The organism is Altibacter sp. HG106, from assembly GCF_028561755.1.
Lineage (GTDB): Bacteria > Bacteroidota > Bacteroidia > Flavobacteriales > Flavobacteriaceae > DFVG01.
Map to the genome: position 1 here is coordinate 244,971 of NZ_JAQQTD010000004.1, position 20,740 is coordinate 265,710.

Annotated in this window: 18 protein-coding genes; 5 read left to right on the forward strand and 13 right to left on the reverse strand. The window is 44.0% G+C overall.

Translation table 11 applies throughout. The features are described from left to right. Nucleotides 1-106: 106 nt before the first annotated feature. Both PO830_RS08400 and PO830_RS08405 read left to right on the forward strand, forming a co-directional pair. The gene (locus PO830_RS08400) at nucleotides 107-3,370 is read left to right on the forward strand and encodes a TonB-dependent receptor (protein WP_272853096.1); all 3,264 of its coding nucleotides are present in this window, start codon (nucleotides 107-109) and stop codon (nucleotides 3,368-3,370) included. A 91-nt stretch (nucleotides 3,371-3,461) separates the two neighbouring features. Continuing rightward, a complete protein-coding gene (locus PO830_RS08405; RefSeq protein WP_272853097.1) occupies nucleotides 3,462-3,905 on the forward strand; it encodes a hypothetical protein in 444 nt (147 codons plus the stop codon). 72 nt (nucleotides 3,906-3,977) lie between these two features. Here the strand turns inward: PO830_RS08405 and PO830_RS08410 are convergent, their stop codons facing one another. Then, entirely contained in the window at nucleotides 3,978-5,036 is a 1,059-nt protein-coding gene (locus tag PO830_RS08410; RefSeq protein WP_272853098.1) for an endonuclease/exonuclease/phosphatase family protein, read from the reverse strand. Nucleotides 5,037-5,168: 132 nt separating this feature from the next. Between PO830_RS08410 and PO830_RS08415 the strand changes: the two genes are divergently transcribed. Beyond that, nucleotides 5,169-8,045, forward strand: a complete 2,877-nt coding sequence (locus tag PO830_RS08415; protein ID WP_272853099.1) for a carboxypeptidase-like regulatory domain-containing protein — start codon at nucleotides 5,169-5,171, stop codon at nucleotides 8,043-8,045. Between the two features lie 30 nt (nucleotides 8,046-8,075). Next, the gene (locus PO830_RS08420) at nucleotides 8,076-9,455 is read left to right on the forward strand and encodes a DUF5689 domain-containing protein (RefSeq protein WP_272853100.1); all 1,380 of its coding nucleotides are present in this window, start codon (nucleotides 8,076-8,078) and stop codon (nucleotides 9,453-9,455) included. Nucleotides 9,456-9,531: 76 nt separating this feature from the next. Here PO830_RS08420 and PO830_RS08425 read toward each other — a convergent pair whose 3' ends face one another. Both PO830_RS08425 and PO830_RS08430 read right to left on the reverse strand, forming a co-directional pair. Further along, complete coding sequence (locus PO830_RS08425) at nucleotides 9,532-10,449, reverse strand: PorP/SprF family type IX secretion system membrane protein (RefSeq protein WP_272853101.1); 918 nt, start codon at nucleotides 10,447-10,449, stop codon at nucleotides 9,532-9,534. Between the two features lie 20 nt (nucleotides 10,450-10,469). Beyond that, on the reverse strand, nucleotides 10,470-11,420 hold the full coding sequence (locus PO830_RS08430) for an endonuclease/exonuclease/phosphatase family protein (RefSeq protein ID WP_272853102.1): 951 nt from the start codon (nucleotides 11,418-11,420) through the stop codon (nucleotides 10,470-10,472). 73 nt (nucleotides 11,421-11,493) lie between these two features. Here PO830_RS08430 and hflX point away from each other — a divergent pair, with 73 nt between their 5' ends. Further along, nucleotides 11,494-12,720 (forward strand): GTPase HflX, encoded by a 1,227-nt coding sequence (hflX, locus tag PO830_RS08435; protein ID WP_272853103.1) that lies wholly within the window; start codon nucleotides 11,494-11,496, stop codon nucleotides 12,718-12,720. A 44-nt stretch (nucleotides 12,721-12,764) separates the two neighbouring features. Here the strand turns inward: hflX and PO830_RS08440 are convergent, their stop codons facing one another. From PO830_RS08440 to sufB, 10 genes are all read right to left on the reverse strand, one after another. Continuing rightward, complete coding sequence (locus PO830_RS08440) at nucleotides 12,765-13,685, reverse strand: DUF3078 domain-containing protein (protein ID WP_272853104.1); 921 nt, start codon at nucleotides 13,683-13,685, stop codon at nucleotides 12,765-12,767. Between the two features lie 73 nt (nucleotides 13,686-13,758). After that, entirely contained in the window at nucleotides 13,759-14,265 is a 507-nt protein-coding gene (locus tag PO830_RS08445) for a DUF2480 family protein (RefSeq protein ID WP_272853105.1), read from the reverse strand. Further along, entirely contained in the window at nucleotides 14,265-14,597 is a 333-nt protein-coding gene (locus PO830_RS08450) for an SUF system Fe-S cluster assembly protein (protein WP_272853106.1), read from the reverse strand. Before PO830_RS08450 ends, PO830_RS08445 begins: the two co-directional genes overlap by 1 nt. 9 nt (nucleotides 14,598-14,606) lie before the next feature. Continuing rightward, nucleotides 14,607-15,035: a SufE family protein gene (locus PO830_RS08455; RefSeq protein WP_272853107.1), complete on the reverse strand. Its 429-nt coding sequence runs from the start codon at nucleotides 15,033-15,035 to the stop codon at nucleotides 14,607-14,609. 3 nt (nucleotides 15,036-15,038) lie between these two features. After that, complete coding sequence (locus PO830_RS08460) at nucleotides 15,039-15,479, reverse strand: META domain-containing protein (protein WP_272853108.1); 441 nt, start codon at nucleotides 15,477-15,479, stop codon at nucleotides 15,039-15,041. A 69-nt stretch (nucleotides 15,480-15,548) separates the two neighbouring features. Beyond that, complete coding sequence (locus tag PO830_RS08465; RefSeq protein ID WP_272853109.1) at nucleotides 15,549-16,766, reverse strand: aminotransferase class V-fold PLP-dependent enzyme; 1,218 nt, start codon at nucleotides 16,764-16,766, stop codon at nucleotides 15,549-15,551. A gap of 17 nt (nucleotides 16,767-16,783) precedes the next feature. Continuing rightward, nucleotides 16,784-18,097 (reverse strand): Fe-S cluster assembly protein SufD, encoded by a 1,314-nt coding sequence (sufD, locus tag PO830_RS08470; RefSeq protein ID WP_272853110.1) that lies wholly within the window; start codon nucleotides 18,095-18,097, stop codon nucleotides 16,784-16,786. A gap of 22 nt (nucleotides 18,098-18,119) precedes the next feature. Beyond that, nucleotides 18,120-18,869 carry a Fe-S cluster assembly ATPase SufC gene (gene sufC, locus PO830_RS08475; protein WP_272853111.1) on the reverse strand — a complete coding sequence of 250 codons (750 nt, stop codon included), beginning with the start codon at nucleotides 18,867-18,869 and terminating at the stop codon, nucleotides 18,120-18,122. Nucleotides 18,870-18,871: 2 nt separating this feature from the next. Beyond that, on the reverse strand, nucleotides 18,872-19,264 hold the full coding sequence (locus tag PO830_RS08480; RefSeq protein WP_272853112.1) for a hypothetical protein: 393 nt from the start codon (nucleotides 19,262-19,264) through the stop codon (nucleotides 18,872-18,874). Between the two features lie 11 nt (nucleotides 19,265-19,275). Then, nucleotides 19,276-20,724, reverse strand: coding sequence for a Fe-S cluster assembly protein SufB (gene sufB / locus PO830_RS08485; protein WP_272853113.1), 1,449 nt, complete (start codon nucleotides 20,722-20,724; stop codon nucleotides 19,276-19,278). Nucleotides 20,725-20,740 lie beyond the last annotated feature (16 nt).

The following is a 20,740-nucleotide window of genomic DNA, read 5'->3' on the forward strand; positions in this document are numbered from 1 at the left end:
AAATTTCGTTGTATCTTTAGCTTATCATTTTCTTAACCTTGTAATAATAGGGCGAGGCATCCTGTGGGATTATTTTTGCGAAACACTATAATCTAAACACAGGACAATGAAAAAATTACTACTTCTAATGACCTTTTTGGCAGTTGGAGTTGTGACGACTTGGGCACAGGGAGTTACAACCTCTTCCATCAACGGTCGAATTACCGATGCTGAAGGCGAGCCTTTGGCAGGAGCCAATGTTGTTGCGCTGCATGTAGAATCCGGAACGAAGTACGGAGCCATATCCGATTTTGAGGGATATTACCGCGTGCCCAACATGCGTCCGGGAGGACCATACACCATCACTATCAGTTATGTTGGTTTTGAAAGTTTTGAACGACAGAACGTTTTTCTTCAGTTGGGAGATTCCCAACGTATTAGCGCCAATATGTCGGAAGCGGCAAGCGCGCTCGACGAGGTGGTGATCACCGCACAACGCAACAATATCTTTGACAGCAATCGCACCGGAACGGAAACCACCGTTACGGAACGCGATATTTTAACCTTGCCGGCGGCCTCTCGATCGGTAGCCGACTTTGTTCGGGTGACCCCACAAGCACAGCTTACGGAAGGGAACGATGGATTTTCAATCTCAATTGGCGGTCAAAATAATCGCTACAATGCTATATATATTGACGGTGCTGTTAATAATGATGTTTTTGGATTGGCCGGATCAGGGACTAACGGCGGTCAGACAGGAGTAAACCCATTCTCGGTAGATGCTATTGAAAGTTTTCAAGTAAACATTGCGCCTTTCGATGTGCGTCAGTCGGGTTTCTCCGGAGGATCAATCAGTGCTATTACGCGTTCGGGTACCAACCAAATTGAAGCGTCAGCCTATAGTTTTCTTCGGAATGAAAGTCTCGCCGGAAAAACGCCTCCCGACTTAGTGGGAGAAGGAGAAAGTCGTGAAAAACTGGCGGAGTTTTCAGCACTTACCTATGGGGCACGTATTGGAGGCCCTATTATAAAAGACAAACTTTTCTTCTTTGTAAATTATGAGCGTCAGGAGGATGAGACCCCCCAACCTTTTAATTTCAGCAATTATATTGGGAGATCTTCCTTAGACGACCTCAACAACCTAAGCAACTTCTTAATTAACAATTACGGCTATAACCCGGGTGGATTCGCAAACAATACCCGAACGTTGGAGAGTGACAAGATCACGGCGAAGATCGACTGGAACATAAACGATAACAATAAGATTTCGTTGCGCCATGGGTTGGTGAAGGCCGATAATTTGGAAGCGCGTAGTTCAGGAAGAACCTCCATCGGCTTTATCAATGGATCTGAAGCGTTTGAATCGACTACAAACTCTACCGCGCTGGAATGGAATTCAACCTTGAGTCAGAAGGTATCTAATAAAATGGTGATAGGATATACCGCTGTACGGGACGATCGCGATCCTTCCGGAAATCCATTCCCCACGGTTGATATTCAGGATGGCAACGGGTTTATTTCGTTTGGGTCAGAGCCGTTTTCTACGGCCAACCTATTGAATCAGGATATATTTACCTTCAACGACAATTTAGAAGTATACTCAGGAAACCACACCTTTACCTTTGGAACCAATTTGGAGTATTCTAAGGTAAAAAACCTCTTCTTCGCTTTTAACTATGGCGATTACACCTTTGAGGATCAATTTGACGAAGCGGGAAATTTGATTTCTTCGGGACTGAATCAATTCTTAACCATGCAAAATGCCGATGTATATCAGCATGGGTATTCGCTGGTGGGTAATGGGGTTACCGGAGACGAATCTGCAGGTGCCTCAGAATTTGAATTATTTCAGATGGCATTTTACGCTCAAGATGAGATCCAGCTTTCAGACAACTTCAAAGCAACCTATGGGATGCGCGTGGATATTCCGTATTGGGAAGACGGTCGTGCGAATGACGACTTCAATACGCGTACGGTTCCGCTGTTGCAGTCCTTTGGAAAAGACCTTCAGGGGGCACGTGTGGGACAAGGCATCAAGCCCAAAGCACATTTAAGTCCGCGACTCGGTATCAATTGGGATGTCTTCAATAATAATAGTACGCAAATTCGCGGAGGCTTAGGAATTTTCACCTCACGACTTCCGCTGGTATGGCCTGGCGGTACCTATAATAATAATGGGGTTACCGGTGGATTCGTTTTCAGAACCGATGTTCCTTTTTCTCCCGATATCAATAACCAATTGGAAGATCCAGAACCCGGAAGCGGTGCTACCGGCGGGAATGTTGATTTGTTCGCAAGAGATTTCAAATTGCCTCAGGTGATGAAATACAACATTGGGATCGATCAAAAGCTGCCTATCTGGGGCTTAGTTGCCAGCGCTGATTTCTTGTATACCGATGTCATTCAAGATATTTATTACGAAAACCTAAATTTGAAGGGGCCCGTGGGAACCTTAAATGGAGCCGATGAACGTCCGTTTTATGACAGAGGGGATGTTATTGATGGAACCTACCAAGGGATCTACCTGGCTTCTAACACAGGATTGGGCTACGCATATAATGCCACTATTTCGCTTCGGAAGCCGTTCGAAAATGGATTCCAAGGACAAGTTTCCTATACCTACGGAGATTCAGAAAAGGTATTTGAAGGAACGTCTTCTCAAAACAGTTCGCAGTGGCGAAATATTCAGACAGTTAATGGTAAGAACAGTGACATTCCGGCGAGTCGTTCCGACTTTTCAGTAGGACACCGTATTACCTCGAATCTTTCCTATGAATTAACATGGAATGAAAATATCAAAACAACTATTGGACTATTTTATGAAGGTGCCGAAGGCGAACCTTTCAGTTATATCTATAACGAAGGGCGCGACCTGTTGAATGATGATTCTCGTGACAATGCCTTGATCTATGTTCCGGCATCTTCCGAAGAAATCACTTTTGTACCGCTGACTGATAGCGACGGAAACGTAATCGCCACTCCCGAACAACAGTGGGAACAATTCAATGCTTTTATTGAAGGAGATGAGTATTTAAGAAGTCGTCGCGGACAATACGTAGAGCGTAACGCAGACCGACTTCAATGGTCGCATGTCATTGACCTAAAGTTTTTACAGGATTTTTCTCTAAACGTAGGCGGAAAAAAGCACACCTTGCAGGCCTCTGTAGATATCTTCAATTTCACCAATCTATTGAATAAAGATTGGGGGAAACGACGCTTTACGAGCTTCGAGCGTGAAGTAGCGCCTTTAACCACGGTTAGCGGCGGTCCAGACCCTACCTTTACCTTCGATGCGCGTCGATTTGAAGACGGGATCGATCAATTGGACGACAGCGGGATTCAGTCCTCTCGTTGGCAAATGCAGGTAGGACTTCGTTATCTTTTTAATTAATTGAAAGGGAACCTAATTTTTAAAACCGCTCGTAACAGAGCGGTTTTTTTATGGGATGCCGTATCTTTGAAAAGACTAAACAACAACATCTATGTATACAACTGTTCAATTTCTTCACTCATGGTGGGCATACCTCGTCCTGTTTGTAGTACTTATTGCAACTATTAATGCGTTGGCAGGGCTCTTCGGAAATAAGGAATACCAACCAAAGGATTTTCGAATTTCGCTTTTCGCCCTTATCGTAACGCATATCCAATTTTTAATAGCGTTGGTCCTATATTTTATCTCTCCGTTAGGCCTAAAATCGATTTTGAACAGCGGGATGGGAGCGGTAATGAAAGACAGTACCCTGCGTTTGTATGCCATAGAACACCCTACGATAATGATCCTGACGATTATTTTCATTACGATAGGGTATTCCAAACACAAAAAGAAACTAACTTCCAAACCAAAATTTAAAACCTTAGCTATTTTCTATACGATTGCGTTAGTGCTGATGCTCAGTAGAATTCCCTGGCAACAGTGGTTAGGTTAAACCAATGCCAAACAATAAAAAAGCCCGCTCATACAGCGGGCTTTTTTATTCTCTCGAATGTAATGAAGCATGTTAATTAGTTACTTCTTTGATGAGATATAAATAAACCGGGAAGTGGTCGCTATAGCCTCCGGTGTATCCTCCATTGACGAAGCTACGGTAGGGATACCCCTGATATTGCCCGCGAGGATTCGCTAAATAGGTTTTGTTATAGATACCGGCTTTGTAAAAACGATAGCTCGAAAAATCCTTCTCAATCAATTCCGAAGAAACGATCATTTGATCGAATAAGTTCCATCCATCACGCCACGCCAACGTTCCTAAACCGCGGTCGTACATTTCTTCCATTGGATTGTACAATTCTTTAATTTTAACTTCTTCGCGATCTTCCTTGGCTTTCAAGTAATCTTTAATGCTAGGATTAGTAGGGTCGTCATTGAAATCACCCATGGTGATGATTTTGGCGTAGGGATCATCGCTGTACAATGAATCAATGATCTGTCGGTTAAGCTGGGCCGCTTTGATGCGTTTTGGCCGACTTCTAGCCTCGCCACCCGAGCGTGAAGGCCAGTGGTTCACAATAAAGTGCATTTTCTCACCATCCAACATGCCGCTCACCAGCAATTGGTCTCGGGTGTAGATTCGTTTGCTGCGGTCGTTATCATCATACAAATACAAGGTGTGTACTTTTGTAGCTACGGGTGTAAATAATTTCTTTTGATACAGTAAGGCCACATCGATACCGCGACGATCGGGCGAATCGAATTGAACAATCCCGTAGTCGTGTTGTACCAAGGCTTCTTCGTTCAATAGATCCTCCAGAACGCGCCGATTTTCAGATTCACACACACCAATAACCGCAGGTGGCGTCCCCGTGAGATCGCTTCCTATTTCAGCGATCACTTTAGCCATGTTGGTAAGCTTCGCTTCGTAGATTTCTTTGGTCCAATGATCCTTTCCGGTAGGCGTTCTGTCGTCATCAAACGTTAAGGGATCATCCTCATAGTCAAACAGGTTCTCGAGGTTGTAGAACGCAATGGTGTTTACTTTATAACTTTTTTCTTCTTGAGCGGTGCTACACGCGATGAAAGCGACCGTAAAAAAAGCAAAAAGGTATTGTTTTAATTCCATTTCAATAGGTGTATTAAGTTTGTGTAAAGTCGATTACAATTGTCGCGCCAAAAGTAATTAATTCGCATAAAAAATGTAGTTTTGCACGCCATTAATAACAATTAATTAATTTATCAAACTAATTACTAAGGAATGAGAAATTTCATGTTTGCTTTATGCATGGGAATCCTGACATCGTTTTCGGCGATTGGACAGGATGCCATCGTAAAGGGAAGGGTAGTAGATTCCAATTCGAGTGAACCGATACCCGATGTTGAAGTACGAATTCAGGAAAGTATTTTTTCTGCTGAAACGGATGCAAAAGGGGTCTTTTCTTTTAGCGATGCTGAACTTCCACAGGGTGAGCAGATACTCGAATTGAGTAAAACCGGGTATGTTACTCAGCGAATCCCTATTACCATTCAATCTGGGAGCACGGTAAATTTAGATCCCATCTTATTTGAGATCGACTTGTCGGAAGTAGAAGCCCAGATAGGAATCATTAGCCTTTCAGACAATGAACTAAACCAAGATGAAGGAACGGCTTTTAATATTTCAGGACTCTTGCAAGCGTCTAGAGATGTGTTTTTGAATGCAGCCGCATTCGATTTTAGCGCTACCTTCTTTAATCCTCGTGGGTTAGACAATGCCAACGGAAAGGTATTAATCAACGGGATCGAGATGAACAAGCAATTTAACGGTCGCCCACAATGGGGAAACTGGGGTGGCTTGAACGATGCGCAGCGAAACCGTGATTTTACCATGGGAATCAAAGCCAACGAATATACCTTTGGAGATCTTGCCGGAACCACCAACATCATCATGCGTGCCTCACAATACCGTCAAGGCGGACGTGTTTCTTACGCAATGGCGAATCGTAGCTACGAAGGCCGTGTAATGGCTTCCTATAACAGCGGTTTGACTGCAAGCGGCTGGGCATACTCGGTACTTGCCTCACGTCGCTTTGGAGATGAAGGGTATATCGACGGTACGCTGTACGATGCCAATTCATTCTTTGTTTCCGTAGAGAAAAAACTGAATGATGCGCATAGCATTAACCTTTCTGCTTTTTATACTCCCAACCGAAGAGGTCGCTCTACCGCGATCACACAAGAGGTTCGTGACCTAAAAGGACGTACCTATAACCCTAACTGGGGTTTTCAGGACGGAGAAATCCGAAACAGCAGAATGCGGGAGATCGAAGAGCCCGTTGTGATGTTGAACCACTATTGGAATATTTCAGACAACCTTCGCTTGAACACCAATATTGGCTACCAGGCTGGTACCATTAAAAACAGCCGAATTGATAACAACGGGGCGCAATTAGTAGAAACTCCAGACGGACAAATTTTCTTTGCCGGAGGAGCTCGTAACCCGCTTCCTAACTATTATCAAAACTTGCCAAGTTTCTACTTACAAGATCCAACGCCTACCGCCATCGATTATCAAAATGCGTATTTGGCGGAGCAAGCGTTTATCAATGACGGTCAATTAGATTGGGAATCCTTGTACTTCGGAAACTTTGACGCGAACGGAAACCCGATGTTGTCTACCTACGCCATTCAGAATGATGTGGTGGAAGACACGCAAATTACCGCAAACACGATCTTAGGAGCGAAATTAAGCGACCGTATTAGCTTGAATGCAAGTTTGAACTATCGCGGATTGAAGAGTGAAAACTACGCCGAACTTGAAGACCTAATGGGCGGTTCCGGATTCTTGGATATTGACACGTTCGCGCAAGCAGCGTCGCAAGATGCCCAAGCGGGAGAGTCGATTGACGCGGCACAATCGGATTTAAATAATCCAAACCGAATTGTAGGAGAAGGCGATCGCTACAAATACAACTACGACATCAACGCCGATGTGATCACCGGATTTGCTCAAGCACAGTTCAAATACAATGTGGTAGATTTCTACCTGGCAGGAACGGTATCGCAAACCACCTACCAACGTACCGGTTTGTATGAAAACGGAAACTTCCCGGGCGCACGTTCGTTTGGAGATAGTGAAAAACTAGACTTCACCAACTACGGAGCCAAAGCGGGTGCTACCTATAAAGTGACCGGACGTCATTTAGTAGATGTAAATGCAGGGTATTTTACAAAAGCCCCTACTATTCGCAACAGCTTCAGCAATGCCCGCCAAAATAATGATGCAGTGCGTGATTTGGAAAGTGAAACCATTCAGAATCTTGATGTAAGTTATATCTACCGTTCTCCTATCGTGAAAGCGCGGTTAACAGGTTTCTATAACAACATTGAAGATCAAACCGATATTAATTTCTTTTTTACCGAATCGGCACAGGGAGCCCAGAATGCAGTAAATGCAGATCCTGGACAAGACAACAACGCCTTTGTTCAAGAAGTGCTTACCGGAATTAACACCCGCCGAATGGGAGCCGAATTGGGTATTGAAGCCCAGGTAACACCAACGCTTAAATTAAAAGCAGCGGGATCGTACGGTCAAAACGTATATACCGATAATGCGCAGCAGTATCTTACGAGTGACGGATTCGACTTCTTACAGTTTGGAGACGGAACCACCTTTATCGAAAACTATCACGTAAGTGGCGGACCAGAACAGGCCTATCAATTGGGTATTGAATACCGTGACCCTGAATTCTGGTGGGTAGGTCTTACTACGAACTATTTTTCTAATGCTTATGTGGATGTGAGTACCTTGAGAAGATCAGCCGCTTTTTCAACAGCGCAAGACGGACTTCCATTGCTCAACTACAACGAAGATGTGGCACGTGAGTTATTAACACAAGAACAATTGGAAGATTATTTCTTGGTAAATGTAGTAGGAGGGAAGTCCTGGAAGATCGACGATTATTACGTTGGATTCTTTGCGACCATCAACAACGTGCTCGATCAAGAGTATAGAACCGGTGGATTTGAAGATTCTCGAATTTCTGACTTTGCTCAGTTACAAGAGGAAAACAACCGCAACAGACCGGTGTTTGGGAACCGTTACTTCTTTGGGTACGGAACCACATATTATGTTAACTTATACGTACGATTCTAAACAATTCTGAATACAATAAACTATTATACAATGAAAACGTTCAATTTTTATAAACTATTCACCCTACTATTTGTAGCGGTAGCTGTTGTCTCCTGTGTGGCAGACGATGATTTTGATGTGCCGGGTACTATCATTGCTGAAGAGCCTGTCATTGACGGTGAAGTGATCCAATTAGGAGCTTTGGCCGGAAAATACGAACAAGAACAAGGAGATTTCACCTATACCGATGGCGATCTATACGTAGAAGGATACGTAGTGTCTAACGATCAGGCGGGAAACTTCTTTGAAGAGATCATTATTCAGGATAAGCCTGAAAATCCTGAGGTAGGATTACGCGTACTCGTAGACGTAAATCCATTGTTTCCGAAGTACGAATTCGGGCGCAAGATCTTTATCAAATTAGACGGATTGACCCTGGGAATCTCTAACGGTGTTTTAACCCTTGGGATCGCCGGTGATCGTTTTATCGAAAAGATCCCTTCGGCTTTAGAACCTATTGTATTTACACGTTCTGCCGAGGTAGCTGAAATTGTTCCTATGAACATCAGCATCGAAGATCTTGGTCCGCTTAACGATGACGATTCAGAATTTAGAAGTACGAACCTTTACGTCAACATCGATAACGTTCAGTTTGCGAAAAATGAAGCGGTTACTAACAATCTTACGTATGCGAGCGAGCCTTTCGATGAGTTCGACGGAGAGCGTACGTTAGAAAGTTGTGCGAGTTCTGAAGCGATTGTTTTCAGCACTTCTACTTTTGCTGATTTTAGCGCGTTAACGTTACCAGCAGGGAGCGGAAATGTCACCGGAATCCTCACCAAAAACTTTGAAGGGGAAGAATTCAATATCGTGGTGAACTCTGCTGCCGATGTAAACCTTGTGAACGAAGAGCGTTGCGATCCTTTGGAAGGATTCTTCTTTGATGACTTTGAGTCGTATGGCGACTTTGGTGACGTTGAGGCAGCCGGATGGAGCAGCCAAAATGTTGGCGGTGGAAACGTTGAGTGGATTCTAGGAAACTTCGACAATAACCAGTACGCTCAAGTTTCTGGATTTAGCTCTGGAGAAGACCCAATTGATGTTTGGTTAGTAACGCCAGATATCAACATGGATGGAACCGCCAATGAGCAATTGACCTTCGATCTTGAAGTAGCCTTCGACAACGGAGAAATCCTTACTGTATGGTATTCTACCGACTATGACGGAGATGCTTCAACGGCTACCTGGACGCAGTTGGTGGTAGACATTCCTTCGGGACCGTCAAGTGGTTTTGGAGGCTTCGGAAACATCGGAAACATCGATGTAGGATTTATTGATGGTACCGTAAACTTCGGATTCTTCTACCAGGGAGCAGATCCCGGAGCGACTACTCGTTATCATGTAGACAACGTATCGGTTTCTGGAGAGTAATTTCTTTTCAGACCTTTATAAACTTGAAAGCCTCGCTATACGCGGGGCTTTTTTAATGCTTTCCGAAGAAAACGGCTTAGAAGAACCGCACACGTTTTACATCGCGATATTTAAACCGTACGATATCGAACTGTAGCACAATTTCATGCGACGAACTGCTAACACCGTTGAGGTCGCTAATTACTTGATCATAGGCATAGCCAATACGCACATTAGGTGCTAGATAAAACCCAACGAGTCCGCTAAAGGAATCATCTAATCGATAGGATACTCCTAGCTCAAATTTCTCTTTGTAGAGCGTATTAAGGTTCAGATCAAAAGACACTGGGGCACCAAAAGAAGATTTTACGAGAAACGACGGTTTGATCTTCCAGTCCCAAGTAGCATCCCACACATACCCACCGGTAAAGAAAAAATGATTGGTCTCACTCCCATACTGTATACCGTTCTCGTCAAGATGTACCGAACTTAATATGTTCGGAACGGAAAGACCTAGGTAATAAAAATCCCGATATAAATACACTCCCAAGCCGGCACGTGGATAGATATTATTGATATTCTCAGCGAACAACGGGTCATTAGGGTCAATGGTTTCAAGATCAGACAAACCAACATTGTGAAAAGCGGCTCCCGCTTTTAAACCGAACGCCAGATTATAGTCGTAGCCAAGGTTAATGACATAGGAGAAATCTATGTGTGCGTTTGTTTCCTGAACGGGTCCCAATTGATCTTCAATTACGGATAGCCCCACACCAATCTTTTCTGAAAGGGGTGTGTGTATACCCAGCGTAAGCGTTTCGGGTGCATTATCGAACCCAGACCATTGCCGGCGATACATTCCGGTTACCGTTAAGCGCTCGTTCGTACCTGCATAGGCGGGGTTTATCTGCGCCATATTGTACATATATTGTGTGTACTGTGGGTCCTGCTGTGCATTTAGGAACATCCAGAAACTGCAGCTGAGAAAAAGGCAAATAAAAACGGATTTGTTCATTGAGGCGACAATCTATAAATTCATTTGATGGTAAACAACGCATATACCGGAAAATGATCGCTCATACCTCCTAAATATTTGGTGCCCGCATAGGTGCGAAACGGACTCCCTTTGTACTTTCCTGTAAACTCCTGAAGCGATTTTTTATTAAAGATCTTGGCCTGTTCAAACCGAAACTCGTTTTGATGCGCCTGAAGAAAATTATAGGTAATGAGAATTTGATCGAATAAGTTCCAGGCTCCCCGATGGGTTAAACTTCCCGCTTCCCGGGTTAATAGGGTTTCCATCGGATTAAACAAGGTGCCACGCGTCAAGGTTTTGAGACTTTCACTCTGAGGGTCATCGTTAAAATCACCCATAACAACGCATTTGGCTAGTGGGTCTTGTTGTGTGATTTCTGAAAGAATTTCCAGGTTCTTTTCAGCGGCCGCTACCCGTTTATAGGAGGTTTCTTCAGCTCCCTGACGGCGCGACGGCCAGTGATTGACCAGAAGGTGTAATCGATGCCCGTGGAGCATGCCTTCTACATGTAAAATATCACGCGTAAAATCACGAACTCCCGGTTCGTTTTCTACGTACAAGGTGTGGGTCGTGGCCTTTGTTACACTAAAATAATTACTGCGGTACAGGAGTGCGGTGTCAATGCCACGTTCATCGCTAGAATCGAAGTGTACGTAGTCATAGCCTTTCTTCCGCAAGTATTTTGACGCGATGAGGTCCTGTACCACTTTTTCATTTTCAACTTCAGCAATCCCTACAATTACGGGAGGATGTTGAATGTCATCATAGCCAATTTGTGTAATGACCTTCCCAAGTTTTTTTAGCTTTTTATGATACCGTTTCTCGTTCCAGGCGCGGGGGGATTCTTTCGTAAAATCATCGTCTAACGTACGTGGGTCGTCTTCGGTGTCAAACAAATTTTCCAAATTGTAAAAAGCAACAGAATATACAGCGTGAGTGTCGAATGCCATCAAAAGTGTATGTGCGTGTAAAATACAAATTTCCCTGACAAAGCTTTTGTATCTTTGTGAAAGGAATTGATATATGTTAGAGAAAACAGACATAGAATACGAAAAAACGGTACTGGTCGGACTCATAACCCAACAGCAGGACGAAGACAAATCGAAGGAATATCTGGATGAACTAGAGTTTTTGGCCTATACGGCCGGAGGGGAGGTATTGAATCGATTTGTTCAGAAGCGAGAGATGCCCAATCCAAAAACGTTTATCGGAAGCGGTAAAATGAAAGAAGTCGCAGAATTTGTCAATGAGAATGATGTAGGAACGGCTATTTTTGATGACGAATTGTCTCCCGCACAACAGAAGAATATCGAGAAGATTCTGCGTTGTAAGGTAATTGACAGAACCAATTTGATTTTAGATATTTTTGCGCAGCGAGCGCAGACAAGTTATGCCCGAACCCAGGTGGAACTAGCGCAATACGAATACTTATTGCCGCGTCTGGCTGGGATGTGGACACACTTAGAACGCCAACGCGGGGGTATTGGGATGCGCGGTCCTGGGGAAACCGAAATTGAAACGGATAGACGTATCGTGCGTGACCGAATTGCGCTTCTGAAGAAAAAGATCGAAAAGATCGATAAGCAAATGGAAGTGCAACGGGGGAATCGCGGCTCTTTGGTGCGTGTTGCGTTAGTAGGCTATACGAATGTAGGGAAATCGACCCTTATGAACGTGCTGAGCAAAAGTGAAGTCTTTGCCGAAAATAAGTTGTTCGCAACCTTAGATACCACAGTTCGAAAGGTAGTGATTGGCAATTTGCCATTTCTTCTTTCGGATACGGTAGGGTTTATTAGAAAACTGCCAACCCAACTGGTGGAATCTTTCAAGAGTACGCTGGATGAAGTTCGAGAAGCCGATTTGCTCTTGCATGTGGTAGATATCTCGCACCCCTCTTTTGAAGATCATATCGCTTCGGTGAATAAAATACTAGATGAAATTGAAAGCGCCGACAAACCCACCTTGATGGTCTTTAACAAAATCGATGCCTATGAGCCGGAAATCCTGCCGGAAGACGATCTGGTTACCGAAAAGACAACGGCACACTATAGCCTAGACGACTGGAAACGCACCTGGATGCATCGCGAGAATGCCGATGCCATCTTCATTTCCGCCTTAAATAAGGAAAATTGGGATGCTTTTCGGGAAGTGGTGTACGAAAAAGTGCGTGAAATTCATATCACAAGGTTTCCGTATAATAACTTTCTATACCCCGAATATTCTGAAACGGGCGAAAAAAAGCAACCCTAAAAAAACCCGCTGCAGGCGGGTTTTTTTGGAACCTATAAGGGTTGTTAGAATTGATATCCAACGCCAATTCCCAGGGTTTCTCTAATCTGAAAGCCTTGAATCGCATTGTCGTCGTAGATCGCTTGAAAGGTTGCGGTGGCATTAATCCATTCGTTGACCTTCATCACCAGATTTAAGGTGTAATCGATATCCACATTCTGGGGATCCTCCAGATAGTTAGAATAGAGTAATAGAATGTTTTCTAGGGTAATGTTTTGCATGATGGCAAACTTGGCATAGGCGTTGAGCGAGGCTCCAAATTCAAAGCGAGTTGTCTCGTTGGCTTCTACCCCAAAATAGCCCCCGGCATCATTGAAAGCCATGATGGCGGCAGGATCGGTTCCTACATCGGTAAACATACTATTCACAAAAATAAAACGGGCGGTTGCCGGTGCGATGTTGACCTTCAGATTATCGCTCTTCTTCCATAGCATACCAGGTCCAAATTGCAGGTATCCGGGAGACATAAAGCGCGTGGTTTCGGTACGAATATCATTCCCTTCAGCGTCCTCTCCAAATTCATATCCTTTAGCGAACTGAGTTCTGAAGTTCATAAAGAATGAATAATACCAGTTAGTTTCGTTGATTTGTCGTCCTACGATCGAATTAAATTCAAGTCGGTCATTTGTTTTTCTACTGAATTCTTCTCCTTTGATTTTTGTAATTCCGTAGTCGGCTAGAATTCGGTTGTCCCAGGTAAGTTTCCCCTTTCGATAATTAAAATCATAGGTTAGCGTTAGGTTGGCAGCATAGTTGGAAGTTCCCCCTCCTTGCCATTCTGCATTAAAGGCAGCTTGGTTAAAAACGAGTCCGATGTTTCCCGTCTTGGTCCAACCATCTTTTGGTGCTTCTTCTTCACTTCCCTCGTCTTGAGACCAGGCGAGAGACACGGTAAGCATTGCTGCTACAAATAGTATTTTCTTCATGAGATGAGGATTATGGTTTGTTTCCACAAAGTTAGGGCACTCCTTTAAAATAGGCGTAAATTCGGGGGAAATTTTACTTGTTTTTGAATAGCGGAACCGAAGAACAAGCTTCTCCATACATCACACTTTTCGCTACCGTCTGAATTTTTTGAGCGATCCAGATATAGGCGTTTTCGGGAACCGGTTTGTGTGCACAGCCCTTGATGATCACGGGCTTGTCTTGAAAGTCGGATACGTCCATAGCGTCAATCAACTCCGCATACAAAATGGTTTCTAAGGTTTCTAAAGTTCCTACCACGGTCTTTTCTGCGTAGGGTTGAAGGTAGGTTGCGATAAGCATGTAGGCCCAGGCCGGTACGATGGCATCGGTAGTACAATGGAGCGCCACAAAATGACCTTTGTATTGACTCCAGTCGTATTCTTTGAGTGCGGTTCTGAAGGGCTTTTCTTGTAAAACGATTCCCTCCAGCAACCAGGGAGAAATATCGAGAATGCTTCTGGGGCCTTCCGGATAGAAATCCTCCAGATTGAAGGTTACCAACTTACTATTGGCGACACGATTTACAATTTCACTTTCCATTACAACATTCCGAGTTCTAATTTCGCTTCTTCGCTCATGAGATCTTGTGTCCATGGCGGATCAAAGGTGATTTCCACCTCGGCATCTTTCACCATTTTGATACTTTTCACCTTGTCTTCCACTTCTGCGGGCAGGCTTTCTGCCACCGGACAGTTGGGTGTGGTAAGGGTCATTAGAATCTTTACTTCCTGTTCTTCATTTACAAGTACGTCATATATGAGTCCGAGTTCATATATATCCACCGGAATTTCGGGATCGTATATGGTCTTCAGCACTTTTACAATTTTCTCACCAAGTTCTTGGGTGTCTATTGAGGTTGTCGTCTCACTCATAACATTCCATTATTGTTCGTTCATCTGTGTTTCAAACGCAAGGGCGTACAATTTCATTTGTTTGATCATAGCCACCAATCCGTTAGCTCTGGTTGGAGAGAGGTGCTCTTTGAGTCCGATTTCATCTATAAAGTCAGTTTTAGCCTGGACCACCGCTTCCGGAGGCTGCATTGAAAACACACGGATGAGGATGGCAATGATCCCTTTAGTAATTACGGCATCACTATCGGCGGTGAAGACCACACGGTCATCGTTCAATTGGGCATGCAGCCAAACTTTACTTTGGCACCCTTTGATCAGTTTGTCCTCTGTTTTTTCCGAAGCATCAATCAAGGGAAGGGTTTTGCCCATTTCAATGAGATGTTGGTATTTATCCATCCAGTCATCAAATAGACTAAATTCCGCTACGATTTCTTGTTGTTTTTTGGAAATGCTCATAGGCTATTGTTCGCTATTACTTTGTTTGGTCGCTTGCAGTAGGACACTGCGATCATTTTTCGAGTATAATGTAAGTACCTTTTCCTGCAGTCCGTAAGATCCTGTGTCGCGTAAGGCGTTCAAGTAAGCGTTTTCCTCGGTCATTATGCCCTCTCCACAGGCTTTTTCGGTTACCGCCAAATCTGCAAACGAAAGCGAGTACAAATCTAGTGTATAGTCGCCAAAGAAGCTATTGCATCCGGTGTTTCCACGCACGGACGTATCTAAGGGCGCGAAAGTAATATTCATGGGATTTCCCAAATTATTTACCGTCCTTCCGTTGATAGCAGTGATGTTATAGGTTCCGGAAAGTTGGACATTTCCAGCCGCATCGATTACCTTTTTGGTTTCATCACAACCCACAAAGAGCAGCGTGCATGCGAGTAATAAAAGAATATTTTTCATAGTGTGTTGTTCCTATTGATTTGTATTCCGAAGATACTACAACTTTCCTGCAAAAGTGATAAAACTCTGTTAACTAAGCATCATCTGAGCTTTTCGAACCCCATTGACCAGCGCATCGATTTCTTCTTTGGTATTGTAAAAAGCAAAGGATGCCCGCACCGTTCCCGGAATGTTGAAATACTGCATCACGGGTTGTGCGCAGTGGTGTCCTGTTCTCACCGCGATACCCATCTGGTCTAAGATTGTTCCAATATCATAAGGATGTATCTCTCCTACATTAAAAGAAATTACCGACGTCTTGTCGGGTCCGGTACCGTAAATTTTCATGCCCTCAATAGTACCCAACTCTTGGGTGGCATAGGCTAAAAGTTCGGCCTCGTATTGCGCAATGGCGTCGAGTCCGATGTGTTGCAGATAATCAATAGCCGCTCCAAAGGCAATACCCCCTGCGATATTAGGAGTTCCCGCTTCAAATTTATGCGGAAGTTCGGCATAGGTTGTTTTTTCAAAAGTCACTTCGCTAATCATTTCTCCACCTCCTTGATACGGTGGTAGCTTTTCAAGCCATGATTCCTTTCCGTATAACATTCCGATACCCGTAGGGCCACACATTTTGTGGGCAGAGGTCACATAAAAATCAACATTCAACGCCTGGAGATCGGGCTGTAAATGAGAACACGCCTGCGCCCCATCCACAAGCACAGCTGCACCCACCTGATGGGCTTTTTGTATAATCTCTTCAATGGGATTAATAGTACCCAGGGCATTGGATATGTGGTTTACGAAGACCAATTTGGTTTTGGAACTTAGTACGTTCTTTAATTGATCCATCGCTAAGGTTCCTTCCGCATTCATAGGTAGTACCTCTAAGCGAGCGCCTGTTCGTTCGCACAACATCTGCCAGGGTACAATATTACTGTGGTGTTCAAGGGCCGATACGAGCACTTCATCACCCGCCTCAAGCAAGTTTGAAAAACCCTGAGCTACTAAATTGATGCCATGGGTGGTACCTGAAGTAAAGATAACTTCGTGCTTTTTGGCAATATTAAAATGCTTCTGAATTTTAATTCGGGCCTGTTCAAAGGCATCTGTGGCCTCCTGAGAAAGGCTGTGAACGCCACGGTGGATATTCGCATTGTATCGAGAATAGTACTCAACAATGCTATCGATGACTGCCTGTGGCTTTTGGGATGTCGCTGCATTGTCCAGATACACCAGAGGTTTTCCATTTACCTGACGATGCAGTATGGGGAAATCGGCTCGAATAGCGGCAACATCAAACGGCATTTATTATTTTTTTTGAATTAAATCTGAAATCCCAGGCTTACCCCGATCTTCGCAGCAATTTGTTTGTTGATGCGGGTTTTCAATTCAGGAATGGAAACACTTTCCAAGACATTATTGGCAAAAGCATACATTAACAAAGCGCGGGCTTCTTTCTCTGCGATTCCGCGAGAGCGTAAATAGAACAGCGCTTCTTTGTCTAATTGCCCAATCGTACATCCATGCGAACACTTGACGTCATCGGCGAAAATTTCCAATTGCGGTTTTGCATTGATGGTTGCCTTATCGTGCATTAAGATGTTATTGTTCTGCTGAAAGGCATCGATCTTTTGGGCGATCTTATCCACATAAACCTTTCCGTTGAAAACACCGGTTGAGGTATCGGCATAGATTCCTTTATAATCTTGATGGCTCTCACAATTGGGCTGTGTATGGTGCACCAAGGTATTGTGATCAACGTGTTGTTTGTTTTCTAATATCGTAATTCCTTTAAGGGTCGATTCGCATCGTTCTCCCTTCTGAATAAACTGCAAATTATTGCGAGTGATATCGCCACCCAGTGAAAAGGTATGTACTTTACAATGACTCTGCGTTTCCTGAGCGATGTAGGTAGAATCTATCAAGGAAGCGGTAGGAGCGTCATTTTGAATTTTATAGTAATCGACAATAGCGCGTTTTTCAGCGAAAATTTCCGTTACACTATTGGTCAACACCGGATTCGATGATAAGCTTTGGTGACGTTCAATGATCTGCACATGAGCGTTCTCACCAACCACAACTAGGTTGCGCGGTTGTACCATAAGAGCGGCTTCCGATCCGGTAGCGAAATTGATAATCTCAATGGGCTTTTTCGCTTCTTTGTGCTTCGGAATGTAAATATAAGCACCTTCCTTTGCGAAGGCCGTGTTGAGAGCTGTTAAACTTTCCTGCTTCGCTACCTTATTGAAATAGGCTTCAATGACGGGCTTGTACTTAGGCTTGCTTAACGCAGAAGACAGTAAACAAACATCTACCATATCGTGGGTCGTTTCCGAAAGAAACGCACTATACACACCATCTACAAAAACAATCTTGTAGGTGTCGACATCATTCAAAAAGTAGTCTTTCACCTGCTGGAAGTCGATGCTATTGTCCGGTGATGGAAAGATGCTATAATCTGGTTTCAGCACTTTCGCAAGCGAGGTATATTTCCAGGCCTCCTCTTTTTTTGTGGGAAATCCGGTTTCCTGAAATTGTTTGATCGCATCGGTACGAAGGTCATGAATGGGAGAGTCTGCTTCCAAATGATCTTCGAAGGCCAAATACGATGACAATAATTTATCCTTTAAACTCATGTTGCAATTTTTTGAATTCGACTTATACCAATTCTTCCTTGATCCAGTCGTATCCTTTTTCCTCTAGCTTATAGGCTAGCTCTTTTCCTCCTGATTTCACAATTTTTCCGCCCATAAGCACATGCACATAATCGGGTACAATGTACTCCAACAATCGCTGGTAGTGTGTGATCACCACCACGGCATTGTCTTTACTTTTCAATCGGTTTACGCCGTTGGCCACCACCTTCAGAGCGTCAATGTCCAGACCTGAGTCGGTTTCATCAAGAATCGCCAACTTGGGCTCCATCATCGCCATTTGAAAGATCTCGTTTCGTTTCTTTTCTCCCCCACTAAATCCTTCGTTAAGCGATCGTGATAGGAATTTGCGATCAATTTCCAACAAATCGGCTTTCTCGCGAATCTTTTTCAGCATTTCACCTGCCGGCATATCCTCCAACCCTTGTGCTTTTCGGGTTTCGTTGATAGCGGTTTTGATAAAATTCGTCACGGTCACCCCTGGAATTTCAATAGGATATTGAAACGACAGGAACAGCCCTTTATGAGCGCGCTCTTCCGGGTCTAATTCGGTGATATCCTCTCCTTGAAAATCTAATTCGCCTTCGGTTACTTCAAACTCTTCCTTTCCGGCAATTACAGAAGCCAAGGTGCTTTTTCCAGAGCCGTTCGGGCCCATAATGGCATGAACTTCTCCGGGATTGACATCGAGATCGATTCCTTTTAAAATTTCTTTATTAGAGACTCCGGCATGGAGATTTTTGATATGTAACATAGCTAATTTTTAGTGTCTTTAATTTTTATGTCGGCTGCGGAAGGTTTCTCGCTAACGTGCAAGATTTCAGTAATACTCACTAGCTGCTCCCAGCCTTCACCCGTTTCTTGTCGTGCGGGGTTTTCTTTTAATACGCCCGTCACAATCACAGGAACCATATCATAGGGCTCCGATTTTATATTCTCTACACGGTCGGCAAGTTGCATGGCCATTTCGTTCAGCTCCACTCCGTAGATAAAATCACTGCCATTCAACACAGCAGCATTGTCTACGTAAATGAATTCTCCCCGAAACGTTTCCACGTTTTCGGTCGTCACTGTTTCGCTTTCTTCCGCTTGATTCTTACAGGCGATGAACGAGCCCATGAGGCATACTAGTACTAAAAGTCGTTTCATGATGTTTCTTCTTATCCAACAGAGCCTTCAAGGCTGATTTCTAATAATTTTTGTGCTTCCACGGCAAATTCCATCGGCAATTTGTTGAGTACTTCTTTGCTGAACCCATTGACGATGAGCGCAATGGCTTTTTCGGTATCGATACCACGTTGATTGCAATAGAAAATTTGGTCTTCCCCAATTTTACTGGTGGTGGCTTCGTGTTCTATTTGCGCCGATTTGTTACTTGTTTCGATGTACGGAAAGGTATGCGCGCCACATTCGTTCCCCATCAAAAGCGAATCACACTGAGAGAAATTTCGGGCGTTGTCCGCACGCGAATTGATCTTTACCAAACCGCGATAGCTGTTTTGTGATTTTCCGGCTGAGATTCCTTTCGAGATGATCGTACTTCGGGTGTTCTTGCCAAGATGGATCATTTTCGTTCCGGTATCGGCCTGCTGATAGTTATTTGTAACAGCAATCGAATAAAATTCTCCAATGGAATGATCTCCTTTCAGAATACAACTGGGATATTTCCAGGTTACTGCACTTCCTGTTTCCACCTGGGTCCAGGAAATCTTGGAATTGGTTTCACAAAGTCCGCGTTTCGTTACAAAATTATAGACGCCTCCCTTCCCGTCTTTATTGCCGGGAAACCAGTTTTGTACGGTCGAATATTTTATCTCGGCATCATCTAACGCGATCAGCTCAACCACGGCCGCGTGCAATTGGTTTTCATCACGCATAGGTGCTGTACAGCCTTCCAGGTAGCTCACATAGCTTGATTCGTCGGCAATGACCAAAGTACGCTCAAACTGCCCGGTTCCGGCTTGATTGATTCGGAAGTAGGTAGAGAGCTCCATCGGACATTTAACGCCTTTTGGGATATAACAAAACGAACCATCACTAAATACCGCGCTGTTCAGCGCCGCGTAGAAGTTGTCGGTACGGGGTACCACTGTTCCAATGTATTTCTTTACCAGTTCGGGATGCTCTTTAATGGCTTCGGAAATGGAGCAGAAGATAATTCCTTTTTCGGCCAGCGTTTTTTTGAAGGTAGTAGCCACAGAAACCGAATCCATGACAATATCTACAGCAACACCAGCCAGTTTCTTTTGCTCGTCTATTGAGATCCCCAGCTTGTTGAAGGTTTCCAACAATTCAGGATCTACCTCGTCTAAGCTCTCGTATTTGGGTTTTTTTGAGGGCGCCGAATAATACGAAATGTTTTGGAAGTCTGGCTTTTCATAGTGAACGTTCGCCCAATCGGGCTCTTCCATGTCTTGCCATTGGCGGAAGGCTTCCAAACGCCACTCGGTCATCCATTCAGGCTCCTCTTTCTTTTTCGAAATAGCACGAACGATGTCTTCGTTGAGTCCTACCGGAAAGGTATCCGACTCAATATCGGTGTAGAATCCGTACTCGTATTCTTTCGTTTCAAGCTCTTTTTTTAAATCGTCTTCGGTAAACTTACCCATATCGTCGTTTTCAGCA

What these genes read in the sequence shown, in the direction of transcription:
- PO830_RS08400 (WP_272853096.1), top strand. Translation starts at nt 107, where the DNA reads ATGAAAAAATTACTACTTCTAATGACCTTTTTGGCAGTTGGAGTTGTG.
- PO830_RS08405 (WP_272853097.1), top strand. Translation starts at nt 3,462, where the DNA reads ATGTATACAACTGTTCAATTTCTTCACTCATGGTGGGCATACCTCGTC.
- PO830_RS08410 (WP_272853098.1), bottom strand. Translation starts at nt 5,036, where the DNA reads ATGGAATTAAAACAATACCTTTTTGCTTTTTTTACGGTCGCTTTCATC.
- PO830_RS08415 (WP_272853099.1), top strand. Translation starts at nt 5,169, where the DNA reads ATGAGAAATTTCATGTTTGCTTTATGCATGGGAATCCTGACATCGTTT.
- PO830_RS08420 (WP_272853100.1), top strand. Translation starts at nt 8,076, where the DNA reads ATGAAAACGTTCAATTTTTATAAACTATTCACCCTACTATTTGTAGCG.
- PO830_RS08425 (WP_272853101.1), bottom strand. Translation starts at nt 10,449, where the DNA reads ATGAACAAATCCGTTTTTATTTGCCTTTTTCTCAGCTGCAGTTTCTGG.
- PO830_RS08430 (WP_272853102.1), bottom strand. Translation starts at nt 11,420, where the DNA reads ATGGCATTCGACACTCACGCTGTATATTCTGTTGCTTTTTACAATTTG.
- hflX (WP_272853103.1), top strand. Translation starts at nt 11,494, where the DNA reads ATGTTAGAGAAAACAGACATAGAATACGAAAAAACGGTACTGGTCGGA.
- PO830_RS08440 (WP_272853104.1), bottom strand. Translation starts at nt 13,685, where the DNA reads ATGAAGAAAATACTATTTGTAGCAGCAATGCTTACCGTGTCTCTCGCC.
- PO830_RS08445 (WP_272853105.1), bottom strand. Translation starts at nt 14,265, where the DNA reads ATGGAAAGTGAAATTGTAAATCGTGTCGCCAATAGTAAGTTGGTAACC.
- PO830_RS08450 (WP_272853106.1), bottom strand. Translation starts at nt 14,597, where the DNA reads ATGAGTGAGACGACAACCTCAATAGACACCCAAGAACTTGGTGAGAAA.
- PO830_RS08455 (WP_272853107.1), bottom strand. Translation starts at nt 15,035, where the DNA reads ATGAGCATTTCCAAAAAACAACAAGAAATCGTAGCGGAATTTAGTCTA.
- PO830_RS08460 (WP_272853108.1), bottom strand. Translation starts at nt 15,479, where the DNA reads ATGAAAAATATTCTTTTATTACTCGCATGCACGCTGCTCTTTGTGGGT.
- PO830_RS08465 (WP_272853109.1), bottom strand. Translation starts at nt 16,766, where the DNA reads ATGCCGTTTGATGTTGCCGCTATTCGAGCCGATTTCCCCATACTGCAT.
- sufD (WP_272853110.1), bottom strand. Translation starts at nt 18,097, where the DNA reads ATGAGTTTAAAGGATAAATTATTGTCATCGTATTTGGCCTTCGAAGAT.
- sufC (WP_272853111.1), bottom strand. Translation starts at nt 18,869, where the DNA reads ATGTTACATATCAAAAATCTCCATGCCGGAGTCTCTAATAAAGAAATT.
- PO830_RS08480 (WP_272853112.1), bottom strand. Translation starts at nt 19,264, where the DNA reads ATGAAACGACTTTTAGTACTAGTATGCCTCATGGGCTCGTTCATCGCC.
- sufB (WP_272853113.1), bottom strand. Translation starts at nt 20,724, where the DNA reads ATGGGTAAGTTTACCGAAGACGATTTAAAAAAAGAGCTTGAAACGAAA.